The following is a 16,946-nucleotide window of genomic DNA, read 5'->3' on the forward strand; positions in this document are numbered from 1 at the left end:
CTTCACTTCTTCTCTGCCAACACCTTGAGCGCTTGGGCCGCCGCTTGCTCCTGCCCCGCCTGCGCCGTGGCATTGGCGGCATCGCGCCAGCGCTGCACGTCCACATTGGCCGGCAACTGGCTCGGGCGCTGGGTCAGAATGGCCCAATGGCCCGCGCTCGCCCACGCCGACTCGAAGTCGCTGAAGCTCATGATCAGCCGGCGCTCGTTGCCAGAGCGCAACAGCACCGTACTCTTCTGTTGGTTGAACCCCACCACCACGACATAGCGCGCCCCGGACCAATAACTGGCGTTGATCCGCGCCATCACCGGGTAACCCGCCGCCACCTGCGCCAGCACGGCGGTCAGCTTGGCCTCCAGTGGATACACCATCAGCCCGTATTCACGTGCCAGCACTTGCATGTTGCGCTCAAGGTCCGCCTCGGCTCCGGGCAGGTGCAGCGGTTTATCAAGCAAACCCGGTGTCATGACAATGCCTTGTTGCGACAGCATGCTGGCAAGTGCCGTAGGACCGCTCTGATAAGCCTCGCTGCGAAAGGTCGGCACGCCAGTGAGTTCAACGCGCTCCGGCAAGCCTGGCAGTTTCGATGGTGTGCTGCTGGCACAGGACGCCAGCCCAAGGGCAGCGGCGAGCAGCAAGGAGGTTTTAAGGTTCGACCGTAAGCGCAATTTTTTCACTCTCTTGATCAACTGCCGGTAAAGGCCTCCGATCATAGGGCGCCCCGCCCCGCCGGTATAGCCCACTGGCTCAGTAAAGCGGCGCTGATAGAGCAAAGAAGTTGGACCGACTCGACCATTGGTCAATAGCAGGCAACCGCCAGCTGACTAGACTGTCCATTGAGAAGACTGTGTGTGCCCCAAGTGGGCGAAAGGAGGCCCGAATGAGCCTTGCGACAACGATTTTCCTGTTGATCTGTGGTTGGCTGGCCGTCGCCGCCGCCATGCTGTGGGGAGTCATGCGCGTGACGCGCCGGCATCATCACCCCCACGTCAAACCTGCTGCACCCGCAGAACCGCACAAGGCGACGGCGCATCACGCCTAGCCAGGCATGCAATTGAAGTCCTGGGTCGCGGCAATTTCCTTGCCGTGGCCGTCCTCAAGGGACGCGCGCACCGTGGTGCCCAGGCTCGACTCCACCAGGGTGTAGTGCTCACCTGCCTTGAAATGCTTGTACTCGATGCGGCCCTGGCAGTCCTGCTGGTTGTCATCACCCGGCTCGTCTTCAAATAAAGTCACGTCCAGGCGATGGTCCCCCGGGGTCACCTCAAAATAGCGCCCATCGTCCACCCGCTTGCCATCGACACGCTCGGCCATCAGGTCATTCGGCGCTTCTTCCTGCAAGCCGATCCAGGCTTCGCTGGGGTCCGCCTTGGGGATCGGGCCGGCGCAGGCCGACAGTAAACAGACAAAGCCAAGGACGGGAACTAACAACAGTGGTTTGAGTGACATGACAGGGCTCCAAAGGGCATGAATGAAAAGCTCGTATCCGATGGCTGACAAGCTTGATCAGCCGCCCTTCCTGGAACAAATGAATCCCTATGAAAGTATCTTCAGCCCTTGACTAAAACTTCCTTCACCTGGCTGAAAGGTGCGTGTTAGGTGGGTCGGTCAAGACTGCCGGGGTTTGCAATCCTGCTCTTCTCGGAGACTCACGCATGCTCGGGCTGGTAAAGACCGCACTGCACAAGCCGTACACCTTCATCGTGCTGGCTATATTCATCTGCATCATCGGGCCGATGGCGGCCCTGCGCACGCCCACGGATGTTTTTCCCGATATCGGCATTCCCGTGGTCGCCGTGGTGTGGCAGTACAACGGCCTGTCTCCGGACGCCATGGCCGGCCGGGTGATCTACACCTACGAACGCTCCCTGAGCACCACCGTCAACGACATCGAACATATCGAGTCGCAATCGTTGCCCGGCATGGGCATCGTCAAGATCTTCTTCCAGCCTGGCGTCGATATCCGTACCGCCAATGCCCAGGTCACGGCGGTGTCACAAACCGTGCTCAAGCAAATGCCACCGGGCATCACCCCGCCGCTGATCCTCAATTACAGCGCCTCCACGGTGCCGATCCTGCAAATGGCGTTCTCCAGCCCCAGCCTGTCGGAAGCCAAAATTCGCGATCTGGTGCAGAACAATATCCGCCTGCCCTTGAGCGCCCTGCCCGGCCTGGCCATGCCCACGCCAATGGGTGGCAAGCAACGGCAGATCACCCTCGACCTCGACCCTCAAGCCCTGGCCGCCAAAGGCTTGTCGGCCCAGGACGTGGGCAACGCCCTGGCGCTGCAGAACCAGATCATCCCGGTGGGCACCGCCAAGCTCGGCCCCAACGAATACACGATCCTGCTCAACAACAGCCCCAAGGCGATTGATGAGCTCAACGACTTGCCGATCAAGACCGTCGACGGTGCGCTGATCACCATCGGCCAAGTGGCCCATGTGCGCGACGGTTCACCACCGCAAACCAATATCGTGCGGGTCGACGGCCATCGCGCCGTGCTGATGCCGGCGCTGAAAAACGGCAGCATTTCCACGCTGTCGATCATCGACGGTATCCGGCAGATGCTGCCGCGCATCAACGAAACCTTGCCACCGTCGCTGAAAACCTCGCTGCTGGGCGATGCCTCGGTGTTCGTCAAGCAGTCGGTGGGCAGCGTGGCCCAGGAAGGCATCATTGCCGCACTGCTCACCAGTGCGATGATCCTGCTGTTTCTCGGCAGTTGGCGCTCGACCTTGATCATCGCCGCGTCGATTCCCCTGGCAGTGCTGTCGGCCATCGCGCTGTTGGCCATCAGTGGGCAAACCCTCAACGTGATGACGTTGGGCGGGCTGGCGTTGGCGGTGGGCATCCTGGTGGACGACGCCACGGTGACCATCGAAAACATCAACTGGCACCTGGAGCAAGGCAAGGCGGTGAAGGCCGCAATTCTCGACGGTGCAGCACAAATCGTCGGCCCGGCATTCGTCTCGCTGTTGTGCATCTGCATCGTGTTCGTGCCGATGTTTTTGCTGCAAGGCATCGCCGGTTACCTGTTCCGGCCAATGGCGCTGGCGGTGATCTTTGCCATGGCCAGTTCGTTCATTCTCTCGCGTACCCTGGTGCCGACGCTGGCGATGTATTTGCTCAAACCACATAGGCCGGAGGCAGGCGCGGGGCATCATCCGGAAGATGCATTCATCAATCACCACGAGGGTGAACAGCACTTGAGGCCGCGCAATGCGTTGCTGCAATCGGTGCTGAATTTTCAACAGGGATTCGAACGGCACTTTTCCACTATCCGCGACACCTACCATGGCCTGCTGACGCTGGCGCTGGGCGCACGCAAGCGCTTCATTGTCGGGTTCCTGGCCTGCGTACTCGCGTCGTTCCTGCTGTTACCGAGCCTGGGCCAGGACTTTTTCCCGGCCACCGATGCGGGTGCCTTGGCCCTGCATGTGCGCTTGCCACTGGGCACGCGCATCGAAGAAAGCGCCGCGGCGTTCGATCGCATCGAAGCACGGATCCGCGAGGTCATCCCCGCCGAAGAACTGGACACCATCGTCGACAATATTGGCATTCCGCTCAGCGGCATCGACATGGCCTACAGCAGCAGCGGCACCATCGGCCCGCAGGATGGCGATATTCAAGTCAGCTTGAAAACGCACCACGCGCCCACCGCCGACTATGTGAAAAAACTGCGTGAAGCCCTGCCGCAAAGTTTCCCCGGCAGCCACTTTGCGTTCCTGCCCGCCGACATCAGCAGCCAGATCCTCAACTTCGGCGCTCCCGCCCCTCTGGACGTCAAAATCTCCGGGCGCAATGATGCGGAAAACCGCGCCTATGCCGTCGAGCTTGAACGGCGCTTGCAACATGTACCGGGGATTGCCGACCTGCGGATCCAGCAGTCCACCGGCTACCCCTCGCTGCAAGTAAACGTGGACCGTATGCGCGCCAATGGCCTGGGCATCACCGAGCGTGACGTCACCAACAGCATGGTCGCCTCCCTCGCCGGCAGCTCGCAAACCGCGCCGACCTTCTGGCTCAACCCGGCCAACGGCGTGTCTTACTCCATCGTCGCCGCCACCCCGCAATACCGCCTCGACAGCCTGCCGTCCCTGGAAGCGCTGCCAGTGACCGGTGCCGATGGGCAGGCGCAAATTCTCGGCGGCGTGGCAACCATCTCCCGCGTCCAGAGCCCTGCCGTTGTGACCCACTACAACATCGAGCCTACCCTGGACCTGTACGCCAACGTGCAAGGCCGCGATCTGGGCGGCGTTGCCCGTGATGTGCAAAAGGTGCTGGATGACACTGCGTCCATGCGCCCCAAAGGCGCGACCATCAGCCTGCACGGGCAGATCGATGCGCTGCATGAGGCGTTCAGTGGTTTGAGCTTCGGACTGCTCGGCGCGGTGGTGCTGATCTACTTGCTGATCGTGGTCAACTTCCAATCATGGGCCGACCCTTTTGTGATCATCACGGCGTTGCCGGCAGCATTGGCGGGCATCGTGTGGATGCTGTTCCTCAGCAGCACATCGTTATCGGTCCCGGCACTCACCGGCGCCATCTTGTGCATGGGCGTGGCCACCGCCAACTCGATCCTGGTGGTGAGCTTCTGCCGTGAGCGCCTGGCCGAACATGGCGATGCGTTGAAAGCCGCGCTGGAAGCCGGCTATACGCGCTTTCGCCCGGTGTGCATGACTGCCCTGGCAATGATCATCGGCATGCTGCCCCTGGCCATTTCCGAGGAGCAGAACGCCCCGCTCGGCCGGGCGGTCATCGGTGGCCTGGTCTTCGCCACCATCGCCACTTTGTTGTTTGTTCCCGTGGTCTTCAGCCTGGTCCACGGTCGTCATCCTACTCGCGCAACTGCTGGAGAAACGCCCCATGTCGCCTGATCAAAAACCCTCGCGCAAGCGTCTGATGCTCCTGGGTGTCGGTGGCCTGACGTTGGCTGCCCTGTTAGTCGCCAGCGGCCTGCACGCGCGTACGCTGCACGAGCAGTCGGTCACCGCCTGGACCGAAGCCGCCGCCGTCCCGCAGGTAATGGTGTTCCAACCCAAGCCAAACGCCGGCGGTGACACCCTGCGCCTGCCCGCCCACCTGGACGCATGGAGCAAAGCGGCGATCCATGCGCGGGTCAGCGGCTACTTGAAGGACTGGAAAGTCGACATCGGTGCCCAGGTCAAGGCCGGGCAAATCCTCGCCGAAATCGACAGCCCAGACCTCGACCAACAACTGGCCCAGGCCCATGCCCGCCTGATCCAGCAACAAGCCAATGCACGCCTGGCAGCCACCACGGCGACCCGCTGGCAAAACCTGCTGGCCAGCCATTCGGTATCGCGCCAGGACGCCGATGAGAAAACCTCCAACGCCGCAGCCGCCAAGGCCAACACCGAAGCCGCGGCAGCGGACTACGCGCGACTGTGCGCCCTGGAAAGCTACAAGACCCTTCGAGCGCCATTCGCTGGCACCATCACCGCCCGCAACACGGACATCGGCCAGTTGATCAAGGCCGATAACGCCAGCGATCCGGAACTGTTCAACATTGCCGACACCCACCAATTGCGCTTGTACGTGCCGGTGCCGCAGAACTATGCAGCGGTCATTCATACGGGCCTTGAGGCCGAACTGACCGTCCCTGAGCACCCTGGCGAGCACTTCAAGGCACGTCTGATCGGAGACTCCACCGCCATCGACCGTCGCTCTGGCACCCTGCTCGCCCAGTTCGTTGCCGACAACCCCAACGGCGAACTGCTGCCAGGCGATTACGCCGAAGTCACCCTGCCGATTCCGGCCGATACCCATGGCGTGAGCATCCCGGCCAGCGCCTTGATCTTCCGCGCCCAGGGCACCCAGGTTGCGGTACTGGACGGTCGCAACCATGTGCACCTGCAAGACATTCATATTGGCCTGGACCTCGGCGAGCGTCTGGTGATCGACCAAGGCCTGAAGCCTGCTGACCGCATCATCGACAACCCGCCCGACGCCCTGCGCGAAGGCGACCCGGTGCAACTGGCCGACGCCTCGGGAGGTACGCATGCGCCCAAGGCTTAAGCCGCTGGCGGCACTGATGGTGCTGGCGTTGCAGGGTTGCTCGATGGCGCCCACCTATACGGTGCCATCGATTGACCTGCCCGCCCACTACCGCGAACAAACCAGCGATGGCCCCTGGCACAGCGCGCAACCGTCGGATCAACTGGCGCCCCAGTGGTGGCAGCTTTACAACGATTCGCGCCTGAACGGGCTGCAGCAGCAACTGCTCAAGGCCAACCCGGACCTGGCCGCGGCGCTGGCGCACTTCGATGCGTCCCAGGCCTACGCCAGTCAACTGCACGCGGGCCTTTTCCCGCAAATCACCGCCAGCGCGCAACCGCTGCGCCAACGTCAATCGGATTCACGACCGCTACGCGGCACTGCACAGCCGTCGGTGTACAACAGCAATAGCGCTGGGTTCTCCCTGGGTTACGACCTCGACCTGTGGGGCAGAATCCGCAACCAGGTCGCTGCGGGCGATGCCCAGGCGCAAGCGTCCTTTGATGATCTGGCGGTGGTGCGCCTGAGCCTGCAACAGCAGTTGGCGAGCCTGTATGTGCAGCTCAATGGGCTGGATGCACAGGGCCGAATCCTCAACACGTCGTTGCAGGACTTCAGCCAAGCGTTGCAACTGACCCGCAGCCGTTATGAAGGCCAGATTGCGTCCGAACTGGACCTGACCCGCGCGCAAAACCAACTGGCCGAAGCCAAGGCGCAGCTGGACGAAGTGCGTGGCCAGCGCAACCTCGCCGAGCATGCCATCGGCGAATTGGTGGGCGTGACGGCCAGTGATTTTTCATTGCCGCCCAGCCCGCAGTTAATGGCGTTGCCAGGCATTCCGGCGCAGTTGCCCAGCCACTTGCTGCAGCGTCGTCCAGACATTGCCGCAGCTGAACGTCGTGTGTTTGCGGCCAACGCAACGATCGGCGTGGCCAAGGCGGCGTGGTTCCCGGATTTCAGTTTGACCGGTGTGCTGGGCGGGCAGACCCAAGGCGTTGGCAACCTGCTGTCCGCCGGCAACCGGTATTGGGCACTGGGGCCGCTGATGAACCTGCCGATCTTCGATGGCGGACGCTTGAGCGCCAACGAGCGCCAGGCCAAGGCCGAATTCGAGGAAGCCTCGGCACAGTACCGTAGCCACGTATTGAAAGCCGTGCGCGAGGTGGAAGATAACCTCGCACAACTGCGGGATTTGCAGCAGCAAGCCGAGGACGAGCAAGCGGCGGCAGAGGCGGCGCAACATACCCAGGCCTTGGCGATGAACAGCTATCAGGCCGGGGCGGTGAGTTACCTGGACGTGGTCACCGCCCAAACCGCCGCGTTGCAGGCACAGAGAACGTTGCAGGCGGTGCAGACCCGGCAGTTGCAGGCGAGTGTGGGACTTTTGACCGCACTCGGCGGCGGCTGGCAGCCGGGTTAATAGCCTGCTAATGATCGTTCCCACGCGGAGCCTGGGAACGATCATTAGCAGGCGGCTAACTTGCCGCTGGCGATGGCTGCTGAAGCGGCTACCATGGCGCGCAACAACACCGCACACCCTGCCGCCAGGTCATCCGGCGCGGCATTTTCGATTTCGTTGTGGCTGATGCCGCCTTCACACGGTACAAAGATCATCCCCGCCGGGCCCAGCTCAGCGACGAAGATCGCGTCGTGCCCTGCCCCGCTGACGATGTCCATGTTCGACAAGCCCAAGCCATTGGCGGCATCGCGCACCGCCTCCACACAGCCTTTGTCGAAGTACAGCGGCGGAAAGTCCGCCGTGGGCTGCATGTCGAAACTCAAGCCATGTTTGGCGCAGGTGTCCTCGATCACCTGACGCACCTGGGCAATCATCGAGTCCAGCCGTGCCGGTTCCAAGTGACGAAAATCCAGGGTCATGCGCACCTCACCGGGAATCACGTTGCGCGATCCCGGATACGCTTGCAGGCACCCCACCGTGCCGCATGCATGGGGCTGGTGCGCCAACGCCGCAGCGTTCACGGCGGCCACCACCGCTGCCGCGCCTACCAGGGCATCCTTGCGCAAGTGCATGGGTGTAGGGCCGGCATGGGCTTCAACACCGCGCAGCTTCAGGTCAAACCACTTTTGCCCGAGGGCGCCGAGCACCACGCCGATGGTTTTGTGTTCATCCTCCAGAATCGGCCCTTGTTCGATATGGGCCTCGAAATACGCGCCGACCTTATGCCCGCTGACCGGCCGTGTTCCGGCATAACCAATCGCGTTCAACGCATCCCCCACGCTGATGCCGTCCGTATCGACCTTGGCCAGGGTATCGGCCAGGCTGAACTTCTCGGCAAACACCCCTGAGCCCATCATGCACGGCGGGAAACGCGAGCCTTCTTCGTTGGTCCACACCACCACTTCCAGCGGCGCCTCGGTTTCCACATTCAGGTCGTTAAGGGTGCGCAACACTTCCACACCGGCCAGCACGCCGAAGCAACCGTCGAACTTGCCGCCGGTGGGCTGGGTGTCGATATGGCTGCCGGTCATCACCGGTGGCAGGTCGGGATTGCGACCGGGACGGCGCGCAAAGATATTGCCGATGCCGTCGATGGTCACGGTGCAACCCGCCGCTTCACACCACTGCACGAAGAGATCGCGAGCCTTGCGGTCGAGGTCGGTAAGGGCCAGGCGACACACTCCGCCTTTGGGGGTGGCGCCGAGTGTGGCCAGGTCCATCAGCGACTGCCACAGACGGTCGCGGTTGATGTGCTGATGGGTCGATTGCAGAACGTCGAGGGCAGCATTCATGGGGGGTCTCCTCAGGCTACAGGTTCTTATTAATTAACGCGGTCAACGGTGGGAGCTGGCTTGCCTGCGATAGCGGTGTGTCAGGCGACACGGTTTTAACTGATAGTCCGCTATCGCAGGCAAGCCAGCTCCCACCTGGACCGTGTTTACAACGGGGATTTGGCGGTGAGTGGACTGCTAGCCCGCTTGGCATTGAGCCCGTAATACAACACCCCGCCCAACGCCGAGCCGGTAAACCAGCCGTAGCTGTAGAACCAGCTGAACGCATCGCTGCCCAGCGACAGCAGCGTCAGCACCACCGGTACGCCAAAGGCGATAAAGCCGCTCCAGTTCCAGGCCGGGTACACGTCGTCGCGGTACAGGCCGGCCAGGTCCAACTGTTGTCTGCGGGTGATGAAATAGTCCACCACCATGATCCCGGCAATCGGCCCCAGCAGGCTTGAATAGCCCAGTAGCCAATTGGAGTACACGGTTTCCAGGCTGACGTCCGAGACAATCAGCCCGAGTTTTTTCAGCAGTTCATGGGCCATCAACGCCAGCCCTACCAGGCCGGTGAGGATCACCGCCGTAGTGCGGTTGATCAGCTTGGGCGCGATGTTCTGGAAGTCGTTGGTGGGCGATACGATGTTCGCCGCAGTGTTGGTGGACAAGGTGGCGACGATGATCAGCGCCATGGCGATGGCCACCCACACCGGGCTCTGGATATGACCAATCAGGCTCACCGGATCGGAGACGCTGACCCCCACCAGTTTCACCGAGGCGGCGGTCATGACCACGCCGAGGGCGGCGAACAGGAACATGGTCAGCGGCAAGCCGAAGATCTGCCCCAGAATCTGGTCTTTCTGGCTGTTGGCGTAGCGGCTGAAGTCGGGAATGTTCAGTGACAAGGTGGCCCAGAAGCCCACCATCGCCGTAAGCCCCGCCATGAAGTAACCGGTGAGGCTCGCGCCTTCGGGGCGCTTGGGTGGGATCGCCATCAGTTCGCTGAGGGACACGTTGGGCATCGCCCATACCAGCAACCCAACCCCCACCGCCACCAACAGCGGCGCCGACAAGGTTTCCAGACGCTTGATCGACTCGGCGCCACGCAGCACTACCCACAGGTTCAAGCACCAGAACAGCATGAAACCGATCACCTCACCGGTACCGCCGAGGGCTTTCCAGCCGTCGAAAATCGAGCCCAGGAACAGGTGGATCGCCAGCCCGCCGAACATCGTCTGGATACCAAACCAGCCGCAGGCCACCAGCGCGCGGATCAGGCACGGTACGTTGGAACCGAGGATGCCAAAGGACGAACGCAACAGCACCGGAAACGGAATGCCGTACTTGGTGCCGGGAAACGCGTTGAGGGTCAGCGGGATCAACACCACGATATTGGCCAGCAGGATCGCCATCAGCGCCTCCCCCACCGACAGCCCGAAATACGCCGTGAGCACCCCACCCAGGGTGTAGGTGGGCACGCAGATCGACATGCCGACCCAGAGCGCGGTGATGTGCCATTTGTTCCAGGTACGCTCGTGTACTTTGGTAGGTGCCATGTCGTGGTTGTAGCGAGGGCTGTCGAGGACGTCGGGGCCGGCGTCGAGTTCGTACAGGCCGTTGCGCTCGATGACTTGCGATCTGTTCTGTTGCATGGCCGCTCCACGGTTTTTTTAAATTATTGTTGCTCACCTGCACGCTAGGGATGCTCCGATCAACTTGCCGTATGCCGGCGGCCAGTCGCAATTTTCCCGAAGCGCCCCGCTATTTGCTGAAAAGCGAACAGTGCATCGGGTATTGAGGGCGTTTTTGTCCGGCTTTCGGTGTTAAGCGCGCAATTCGCCCATACCCATCAGTTTTTTTCGAGCCATCCACAGGTTCGACAGGGCGAACAGCGTGGTCAACTGGGCCGTGTTTTTCATCAGCCCACGAAAGCGTACTTTCATATAACCGAACTGCCGTTTGATCACCCGAAAAGGATGCTCGACCTTGGCCCGCGTCTGAGCTTTGCAGTACTCGATCTTGCGTTTGGCCTTGTACAGCAGACTGCGTTTATTCAACTTGGAATAGGTGCTGCGGCGAGTCGCGATTTGCCAGATCACTTTACGATTTTCATGCTCTTTACGTTTCTCGACACCGGTGTATCCAGCATCCGCATACACCGCGTTTTCTTCGCCATGCAACAGCTCGGCGACCTGTGTGACATCGGCCACATTGGCAGCGGTGCCATGGACGTGATGAACCAGACCGGATTCGACATCAGCACCGATATGAGCCTTCATCCCGAAGAAATATTGATTACCTTTCTTGGTCTGATGCATCTCGGGATCGCGCTTTCCCTCCTTGTTCTTTGTCGAGCTGGGGGCATGAATAATGGTCGCATCGACGATGGTGCCCTGGCGCAGCGACAGGCCTTTGTCCTGCAAATAGCCATTGATGACAGCGAGGATTGCAGGCGCGAGCTTATGTTTCTCCAGCAAGTGCCGGAAGTTCATGATCGTGGTGTCTTCAGGGATTGGCGCACTCAGAGTCAAACCCGCGAACTGGCGTATGGGCGTGATTTCGTAGAGCGCCTCTTCCATGGCCGGGTCGCTCAGGGAGAACCAGTTTTGCAGCAGATGAATCCGCAGCATGGTTTCCAGAGGATAGGGTTTTCGACCACCGCCAGCCTTCGGGTAATACGGTTCGATCAGCTTTAGCAAAGCGCTCCAGGGCACGACCTGATCCATCTCGGTGAGGAAGCGTTCACGACGTGTCTGCTTGCGCTTGCCTGCGTATTCAAAGTCGGAAAAGCTCATCTGGCTCATGGGTAGCTCGGATCAGGGGACGGACATATTTCAGCACATCTACGGACTTGTTCGGAGAATCCCTAGGTTCAGGTGGCCGGAGTACCGCATCAACAACATGACATCCAGGGTTCCGGCCAACTGCCCGTGCACTCAATAACCGTGCCGACAACCGCCTCTGAACCCGCACCGCTTGTATAACTTGCTGATGTGTATCAGCTTTCCAATTGAGCCTGCGCTACTTGCCGCACGCGTCAGGCTAAACAATACGCAAGTTGCCAGAACCTGCAGGTCTCAAACTGGTGCATCACAATTATTTTTATTTCTCGACGCCGTCAAGCGGCATATCTCAAGCGCCTGATTTGCAATAAGAAATATTGATCAGATCAAGAACCTGTCAAGTGCGTCAAAACAGGGTGGGCGTGCTTCATTTTGGTGAAAATAGTATTTTTACCTTATAAATCAACTAGATAAAAACATTAAGGGCTTGATAAAAATCTTCTTGCTCATTCGAAAAACTCGGGCTAGTTTCTATTCCTGTCACCGATGACAGGAATTAACCGACCCTCGGTACGCAGCATTACAACACTTAGAACTGGCACAAGCCGGTCAAGCCTGTGAGGAACTCGACATGTCGCTGTTGATCCGTGGCGCCACCGTTATTACCCATGATGAAAGTTACCGCGCCGATGTGTTATGCGCAGAGGGTCTAATTCGCGCCATTGGCACGAATCTGGATATTCCCACAGGCTGCGAAATACTCGATGGCAGCGGCCAATACTTGATGCCAGGCGGCATTGACCCCCATACCCATATGCAACTGCCCTTCATGGGCACCGTGGCCAGTGAAGACTTTTTCAGTGGCACGGCGGCAGGCTTGGCCGGTGGTACCACGTCGATCATCGACTTCGTGATTCCCAACCCACAGCAATCGCTGATGGAAGCTTTCCACCAGTGGCGCGGCTGGGCCGAAAAGTCTGCCGCCGACTACGGGTTTCATGTAGCGATCACTTGGTGGAGCGAACAGGTACGCGAGGAAATGGCCGAGCTGGTCAGCCATCACGGCATCAACAGCTTCAAGCATTTCATGGCCTACAAGAACGCGATCATGGCTGCCGATGACACCTTGGTCGCCAGTTTCGAACGCTGCCTGGAACTCGGCGCGGTGCCCACGGTGCATGCCGAAAATGGCGAGCTGGTGTACCACCTGCAACGCAAGCTGGTGGCCCAGGGCATCACCGGGCCGGAAGCCCATCCGCTGTCGCGCCCGTCCCAGGTGGAAGGCGAAGCGGCCAGCCGTGCCATCCGGATTGCCGAGACCATCGGCACGCCGCTGTACCTGGTGCATGTGTCGACGAAGGAAGCCCTGGATGAAATCACTTATGCCCGTGGCAAGGGCCAGGCGGTGTACGGTGAAGTGCTCGCCGGCCACCTGTTGCTCGATGACAGCGTGTACCAACACCCCGACTGGCAGACCGCCGCCGGCTATGTGATGAGCCCGCCATTCCGCCCACGCGGGCACCAAGAGGCGCTGTGGCACGGCCTGCAAGCGGGCAACCTGCACACCACCGCCACCGACCACTGCTGTTTCTGCGCCGAGCAAAAAGCCGCCGGGCGTGACGACTTCAGCAAGATCCCCAACGGTACCGCCGGCATTGAAGACCGCATGGCGCTGCTGTGGCACGAAGGCGTCAATACCGGGCGTTTGTCGATGCAGGAATTTGTCGCGCTCACCTCCACCAACACCGCGAAGATCTTCAACCTCTACCCACGCAAAGGCGCGATACGCGTAGGCGCCGATGCCGACCTGGTGCTATGGGACCCCGAGGGCACGCGGACCATTTCCGCCAAGACCCACCATCAGCAGGTGGACTTCAACATCTTCGAAGGCAAGACCGTGCGCGGCGTGCCCAGCCACACCATCAGCCAGGGCAAGCTGGTGTGGGCCGATGGTGACCTGCGCGCGGAGCGAGGGGCCGGGCGGTATGTGCAGCGGCCGGCGTATCCGTCGGTGTTCGAACAGTTGAGCAAGCGGGCAGCGCTTTGCAAGCCAGTGGCCGTGAACCGCTGAGACCGTTTTGGGGAGCCCCCCATTTTCGACCTGTGAACACATTCAAATGTGGGAGCTGGCTTGCCTGCGATGAGGCCAGCCCAGGCCACAAAAAACCAGTGCCCGGCAGAGGCGCAGAACCGTGAGGCCAACACCGTGATCCAGACCCTGACCCACCTCCCCCACCCCCGCGAAGACGGGGCCACCCTCGCCAGCCAGTTCACCGACCTGGCACCGCCCCTCAACGCCCGCCAGGCCCAACTGGAAGCCTCGCGCTGCCTGTACTGCTACGACGCGCCTTGTGTGAATGCGTGCCCCAGCGAGATCGACATCCCTTCGTTCATCCGCAATATCCACACCGAGAACGTGCAAGGGGCCGCGCAGAAGATCCTCTCGGCCAACATCCTCGGTGGCAGTTGCGCACGGGTGTGCCCGACGGAAATCCTTTGCCAGCAAGCGTGCGTACGCAATAACGCCGAAGAATGCGCCCCTGTGCTGATCGGCCTGTTGCAACGCTATGCCATCGACAACGCGCACTTCAGCGAACACCCGTTCCAACGCGCCGCGCCCACCGGCAAGCGCATCGCCGTGGTCGGTGCCGGGCCTGCCGGTTTGGCCTGCGCCCATCGCGCCGCCTTGCACGGTCATGACGTGGTGATTTTCGAAGCGCGGGAAAAAGCCGGCGGCCTGAATGAATACGGAATCGCCAAATACAAACTGGTGGACGACTTCGCCCAGAAGGAACTGGATTTCCTCCTGCAGATTGGCGGCATCGAGGTTCGCCACGGCCAGCGCCTGGGCGACAACCTGACCTTGAGCGAACTGCACCAGCAATTCGATTCAGTGTTCCTTGGCCTGGGTCTCGCTGCCAGCAAACAACTGGACCTGCCCTTTGAGGACGCCCCCGGCCTGCTCGCCGCCACCGACTATATCCGCGAACTGCGCCAGGCCGATGACCTCAGCCAACTGCCCCTGGCCGACCGCTGCATCGTGCTCGGCGCCGGCAACACCGCCATCGACATGGCCGTGCAGATGGCCCGCCTCGGTGCCCGCGATGTCAACCTGGTATACCGCCGTGGCCTGGCCGACATGGGCGCAACCCACCACGAACAGGACATCGCCAAGGCCAATCAAGTACGGCTGTTGACCTGGGCCCAACCCGACGAGGTCCTGCTCGATGACCAAGGCCGCGTACGCGGCATGCGCTTTGCCCGCACCCGCCTGGAAAACGGTCGCCTGCTGCCTACCGGGGAAACCTTCGAACTGGCCGCCGACGCGATCTTCAAGGCGATCGGGCAAGGCTTCGACAACGACGCCCTGCACGATCCGCTGGCCCAGCAACTGCATCGCGTCGGCGAGCGCATCTTCGTCGATGAGCAACTGCGCACCAGCATCCCAGGGGTGTATGCCGGCGGCGATTGCGTCAGCCTCGGCCAGGACCTCACCGTTCAGGCGGTACAACATGGCAAGCGGGCCGCCGAAGCCATGCATGCCCAACTCATGCTGACTGTGGAGGCTGCGTAATGGCCGATCTCTCGATTGTATTCGCCGGTATCAAAGCGCCCAATCCGTTCTGGCTGGCCTCCGCGCCGCCCACCGACAAAGCCTACAACGTGGTGCGCGCCTTCGAGGCCGGCTGGGGTGGCGTCGTGTGGAAAACCCTGGGGGAAGATCCGGCGGCGGTGAACGTGTCGTCGCGTTACTCCGCGCACTATGGCGCCAACCGCGAAGTGCTGGGCATCAACAATATCGAACTGATCACCGACCGTTCCCTGGAGATCAACCTGCGGGAAATCACCGAGGTGAAAAAGGACTGGCCGGACCGCGCACTGATCGTCTCGCTCATGGTGCCTTGTGTCGAAGCGTCCTGGAAAAACATCCTGCCCTTGGTGGAGGCGACCGGCTGCGACGGCATCGAGCTGAACTTCGGCTGCCCTCATGGCATGCCCGAACGGGGCATGGGCGCTGCCGTCGGCCAGGTGCCGGAGTACGTGGAGCAAGTGACGCGCTGGTGCAAGACGTATTGTTCGCTGCCGGTGATCGTCAAGCTCACGCCGAACATCACCGACATCCGCGTGGCGGCGCGGGCGGCCTATCGAGGCGGCGCCGATGCGGTGTCGCTGATCAACACCATCAACTCCATCACCAGCGTAGACCTGGAGCGCATGGTCGCGCTGCCGGTGGTCGGTACCCAGAGCACCCATGGCGGTTATTGCGGCTCGGCGGTCAAGCCGATTGCACTGAACATGGTCGCCGAAATCGCCCGTGACCCACAGACCAACGGCCTGCCGATCTGCGGCATCGGCGGCATCGGTACCTGGCGCGACGCCGCGGAATTCGTCGCCCTGGGCTGCGGCGCGGTGCAGGTATGCACGGCGGCGATGCTGCATGGGTTTCGCATCGTTGAAGAGATGAAGGACGGCTTGTCGCGCTGGATGGACAGCCAGGGCCATACCAACCTGCAAGCGTTTTCCGGGAGGGCAGTGGGCAATACCACAGACTGGAAGTACCTGGACATCAACTACCAGGTCATCGCCAAGATTGATCAAGAGGCGTGCATTGGCTGTGGGCGTTGCCATATTGCCTGCGAGGACACTTCGCACCAGGCCATTGCCAGCTTGAAGCAGGCCGATGGCACGCATCTGTATGAGGTGATCGACGATGAGTGCGTGGGCTGCAACCTCTGCCAGATCACTTGCCCGGTGGCCGACTGCATCGAGATGGTGCCGATCGATACCGGCAAGCCGTTTTTGAACTGGACGCAGGACCCGCGCAATCCTTACCGGGAAGCGGTGTAACCCTTTAGTTCGCTATCGCAGGCAAGCCAGCTCCCACAGTTGGAATGCGTTCCAATGTGGGAGCTGGCTTGCCTGCGATAGGCATAGGTATCTACACAACTTCGGCACGACGCTAAATCTGTGGCGAGGGAGCTTGCTCCCGTGACGGCCTGGCAGCCGACACAGATATAACTGATGCCCCGCGATCCAATGTGGGAGCTGGCTTGCCTGCGAAGACGGCCTGACAGTCAACACAGTTGGACCGTGTACATATCCATTGCTGCGGTAACGGCCACTTAGGGTTCCGCCCTGACGGCGGCTCACTTTGCAAAAGCGGCAAAGTAAGCAAAGCGCTCTTGCCCCACCACTCGGCACCTCGCTTAGGCTCGGTGTGCCCGTAATCCGCCAGTGATTTGGGGGGCCGCCGCCACGCGCCATCCATGGCGCGGGGCGGCTAAACCGGCATCCCTGCCGGTTTACCCCCCAAATCCCTATCGAATTCCGGCCAGCGTGGTTTAACGGGGCGCCTAAGATCAAAAGCAGATCAAGATCAAGAGCGGCTCGCGTCGCATCGTGGTTACCGTTGAG

At 61.2% G+C, this 16,946-nt stretch carries 12 protein-coding genes; 7 read left to right on the top strand and 5 right to left on the bottom strand.

Translation table 11 applies throughout. The features are described 5' to 3' along the window. Positions 1-2: 2 nt before the first annotated feature. Positions 3-668, bottom strand: a complete 666-nt coding sequence (locus tag CLM72_RS17000) for a peptidase C39 family protein (RefSeq protein ID WP_105229155.1) — start codon at positions 666-668, stop codon at positions 3-5. 212 nt (positions 669-880) lie between these two features. On the opposite strand from CLM72_RS17000, the gene CLM72_RS28990 reads away from it, so the two are divergent. Then, positions 881-1,042, top strand: coding sequence for a hypothetical protein (locus tag CLM72_RS28990; protein ID WP_164919344.1), 162 nt, complete (start codon positions 881-883; stop codon positions 1,040-1,042). On the opposite strand, the gene CLM72_RS17005 is transcribed toward CLM72_RS28990, so the two are convergent. Further along, positions 1,039-1,449, bottom strand: coding sequence for a hypothetical protein (locus CLM72_RS17005; protein ID WP_034127951.1), 411 nt, complete (start codon positions 1,447-1,449; stop codon positions 1,039-1,041). The two genes, CLM72_RS28990 and CLM72_RS17005, sit on opposite strands and share 4 nt — an antisense overlap. Positions 1,450-1,655: 206 nt before the next feature. On the opposite strand from CLM72_RS17005, the gene CLM72_RS17010 reads away from it, so the two are divergent. Genes CLM72_RS17010 through CLM72_RS17020 form a run of 3 tightly spaced genes read left to right on the top strand, consistent with a single transcriptional unit; the run spans position 1,656 to position 7,435 of the window. Then, positions 1,656-4,877, top strand: coding sequence for an efflux RND transporter permease subunit (locus tag CLM72_RS17010; protein ID WP_105227221.1), 3,222 nt, complete (start codon positions 1,656-1,658; stop codon positions 4,875-4,877). Next, entirely contained in the window at positions 4,867-6,036 is a 1,170-nt protein-coding gene (locus tag CLM72_RS17015) for an efflux RND transporter periplasmic adaptor subunit (RefSeq protein WP_105227222.1), read from the top strand. Before CLM72_RS17010 ends, CLM72_RS17015 begins: the two co-directional genes overlap by 11 nt. Continuing rightward, positions 6,020-7,435, top strand: coding sequence for an efflux transporter outer membrane subunit (locus CLM72_RS17020; RefSeq protein WP_105227223.1), 1,416 nt, complete (start codon positions 6,020-6,022; stop codon positions 7,433-7,435). Before CLM72_RS17015 ends, CLM72_RS17020 begins: the two co-directional genes overlap by 17 nt. 44 nt (positions 7,436-7,479) lie before the next feature. Here CLM72_RS17020 and CLM72_RS17025 read toward each other — a convergent pair whose 3' ends face one another. The 3 genes from CLM72_RS17025 to CLM72_RS17035 form a co-directional block, all read right to left on the bottom strand. Beyond that, entirely contained in the window at positions 7,480-8,766 is a 1,287-nt protein-coding gene (locus CLM72_RS17025; protein ID WP_105227224.1) for a Zn-dependent hydrolase, read from the bottom strand. A 146-nt stretch (positions 8,767-8,912) separates the two neighbouring features. Then, positions 8,913-10,400 carry an NCS1 family nucleobase:cation symporter-1 gene (locus CLM72_RS17030; protein WP_105227225.1) on the bottom strand — a complete coding sequence of 496 codons (1,488 nt, stop codon included), beginning with the start codon at positions 10,398-10,400 and terminating at the stop codon, positions 8,913-8,915. Between the two features lie 171 nt (positions 10,401-10,571). Beyond that, positions 10,572-11,552 (bottom strand): IS5 family transposase, encoded by a 981-nt coding sequence (locus CLM72_RS17035; RefSeq protein ID WP_105226130.1) that lies wholly within the window; start codon positions 11,550-11,552, stop codon positions 10,572-10,574. A 610-nt stretch (positions 11,553-12,162) separates the two neighbouring features. Here CLM72_RS17035 and hydA point away from each other — a divergent pair. The 3 genes from hydA to preA all read left to right on the top strand — a co-directional run bounded on the left by hydA (position 12,163) and on the right by preA (position 16,379). After that, positions 12,163-13,602, top strand: coding sequence for a dihydropyrimidinase (hydA, locus tag CLM72_RS17040; protein WP_105227226.1), 1,440 nt, complete (start codon positions 12,163-12,165; stop codon positions 13,600-13,602). Between the two features lie 135 nt (positions 13,603-13,737). Further along, positions 13,738-15,105, top strand: coding sequence for an NAD(P)-dependent oxidoreductase (locus CLM72_RS17045; protein ID WP_105229156.1), 1,368 nt, complete (start codon positions 13,738-13,740; stop codon positions 15,103-15,105). Further along, positions 15,105-16,379, top strand: a complete 1,275-nt coding sequence (gene preA, locus CLM72_RS17050) for an NAD-dependent dihydropyrimidine dehydrogenase subunit PreA (RefSeq protein WP_105227227.1) — start codon at positions 15,105-15,107, stop codon at positions 16,377-16,379. The genes CLM72_RS17045 and preA overlap by 1 nt, the downstream gene beginning before the upstream one ends. The last annotated feature ends 567 nt before the right edge of the window (positions 16,380-16,946 follow it).

The sequence above is a fragment of the Pseudomonas sp. MYb193 genome (genome assembly GCF_002966775.1).
In the GTDB taxonomy this organism is placed as follows: Bacteria; Pseudomonadota; Gammaproteobacteria; order Pseudomonadales; family Pseudomonadaceae; genus Aquipseudomonas; species Aquipseudomonas paracarnis.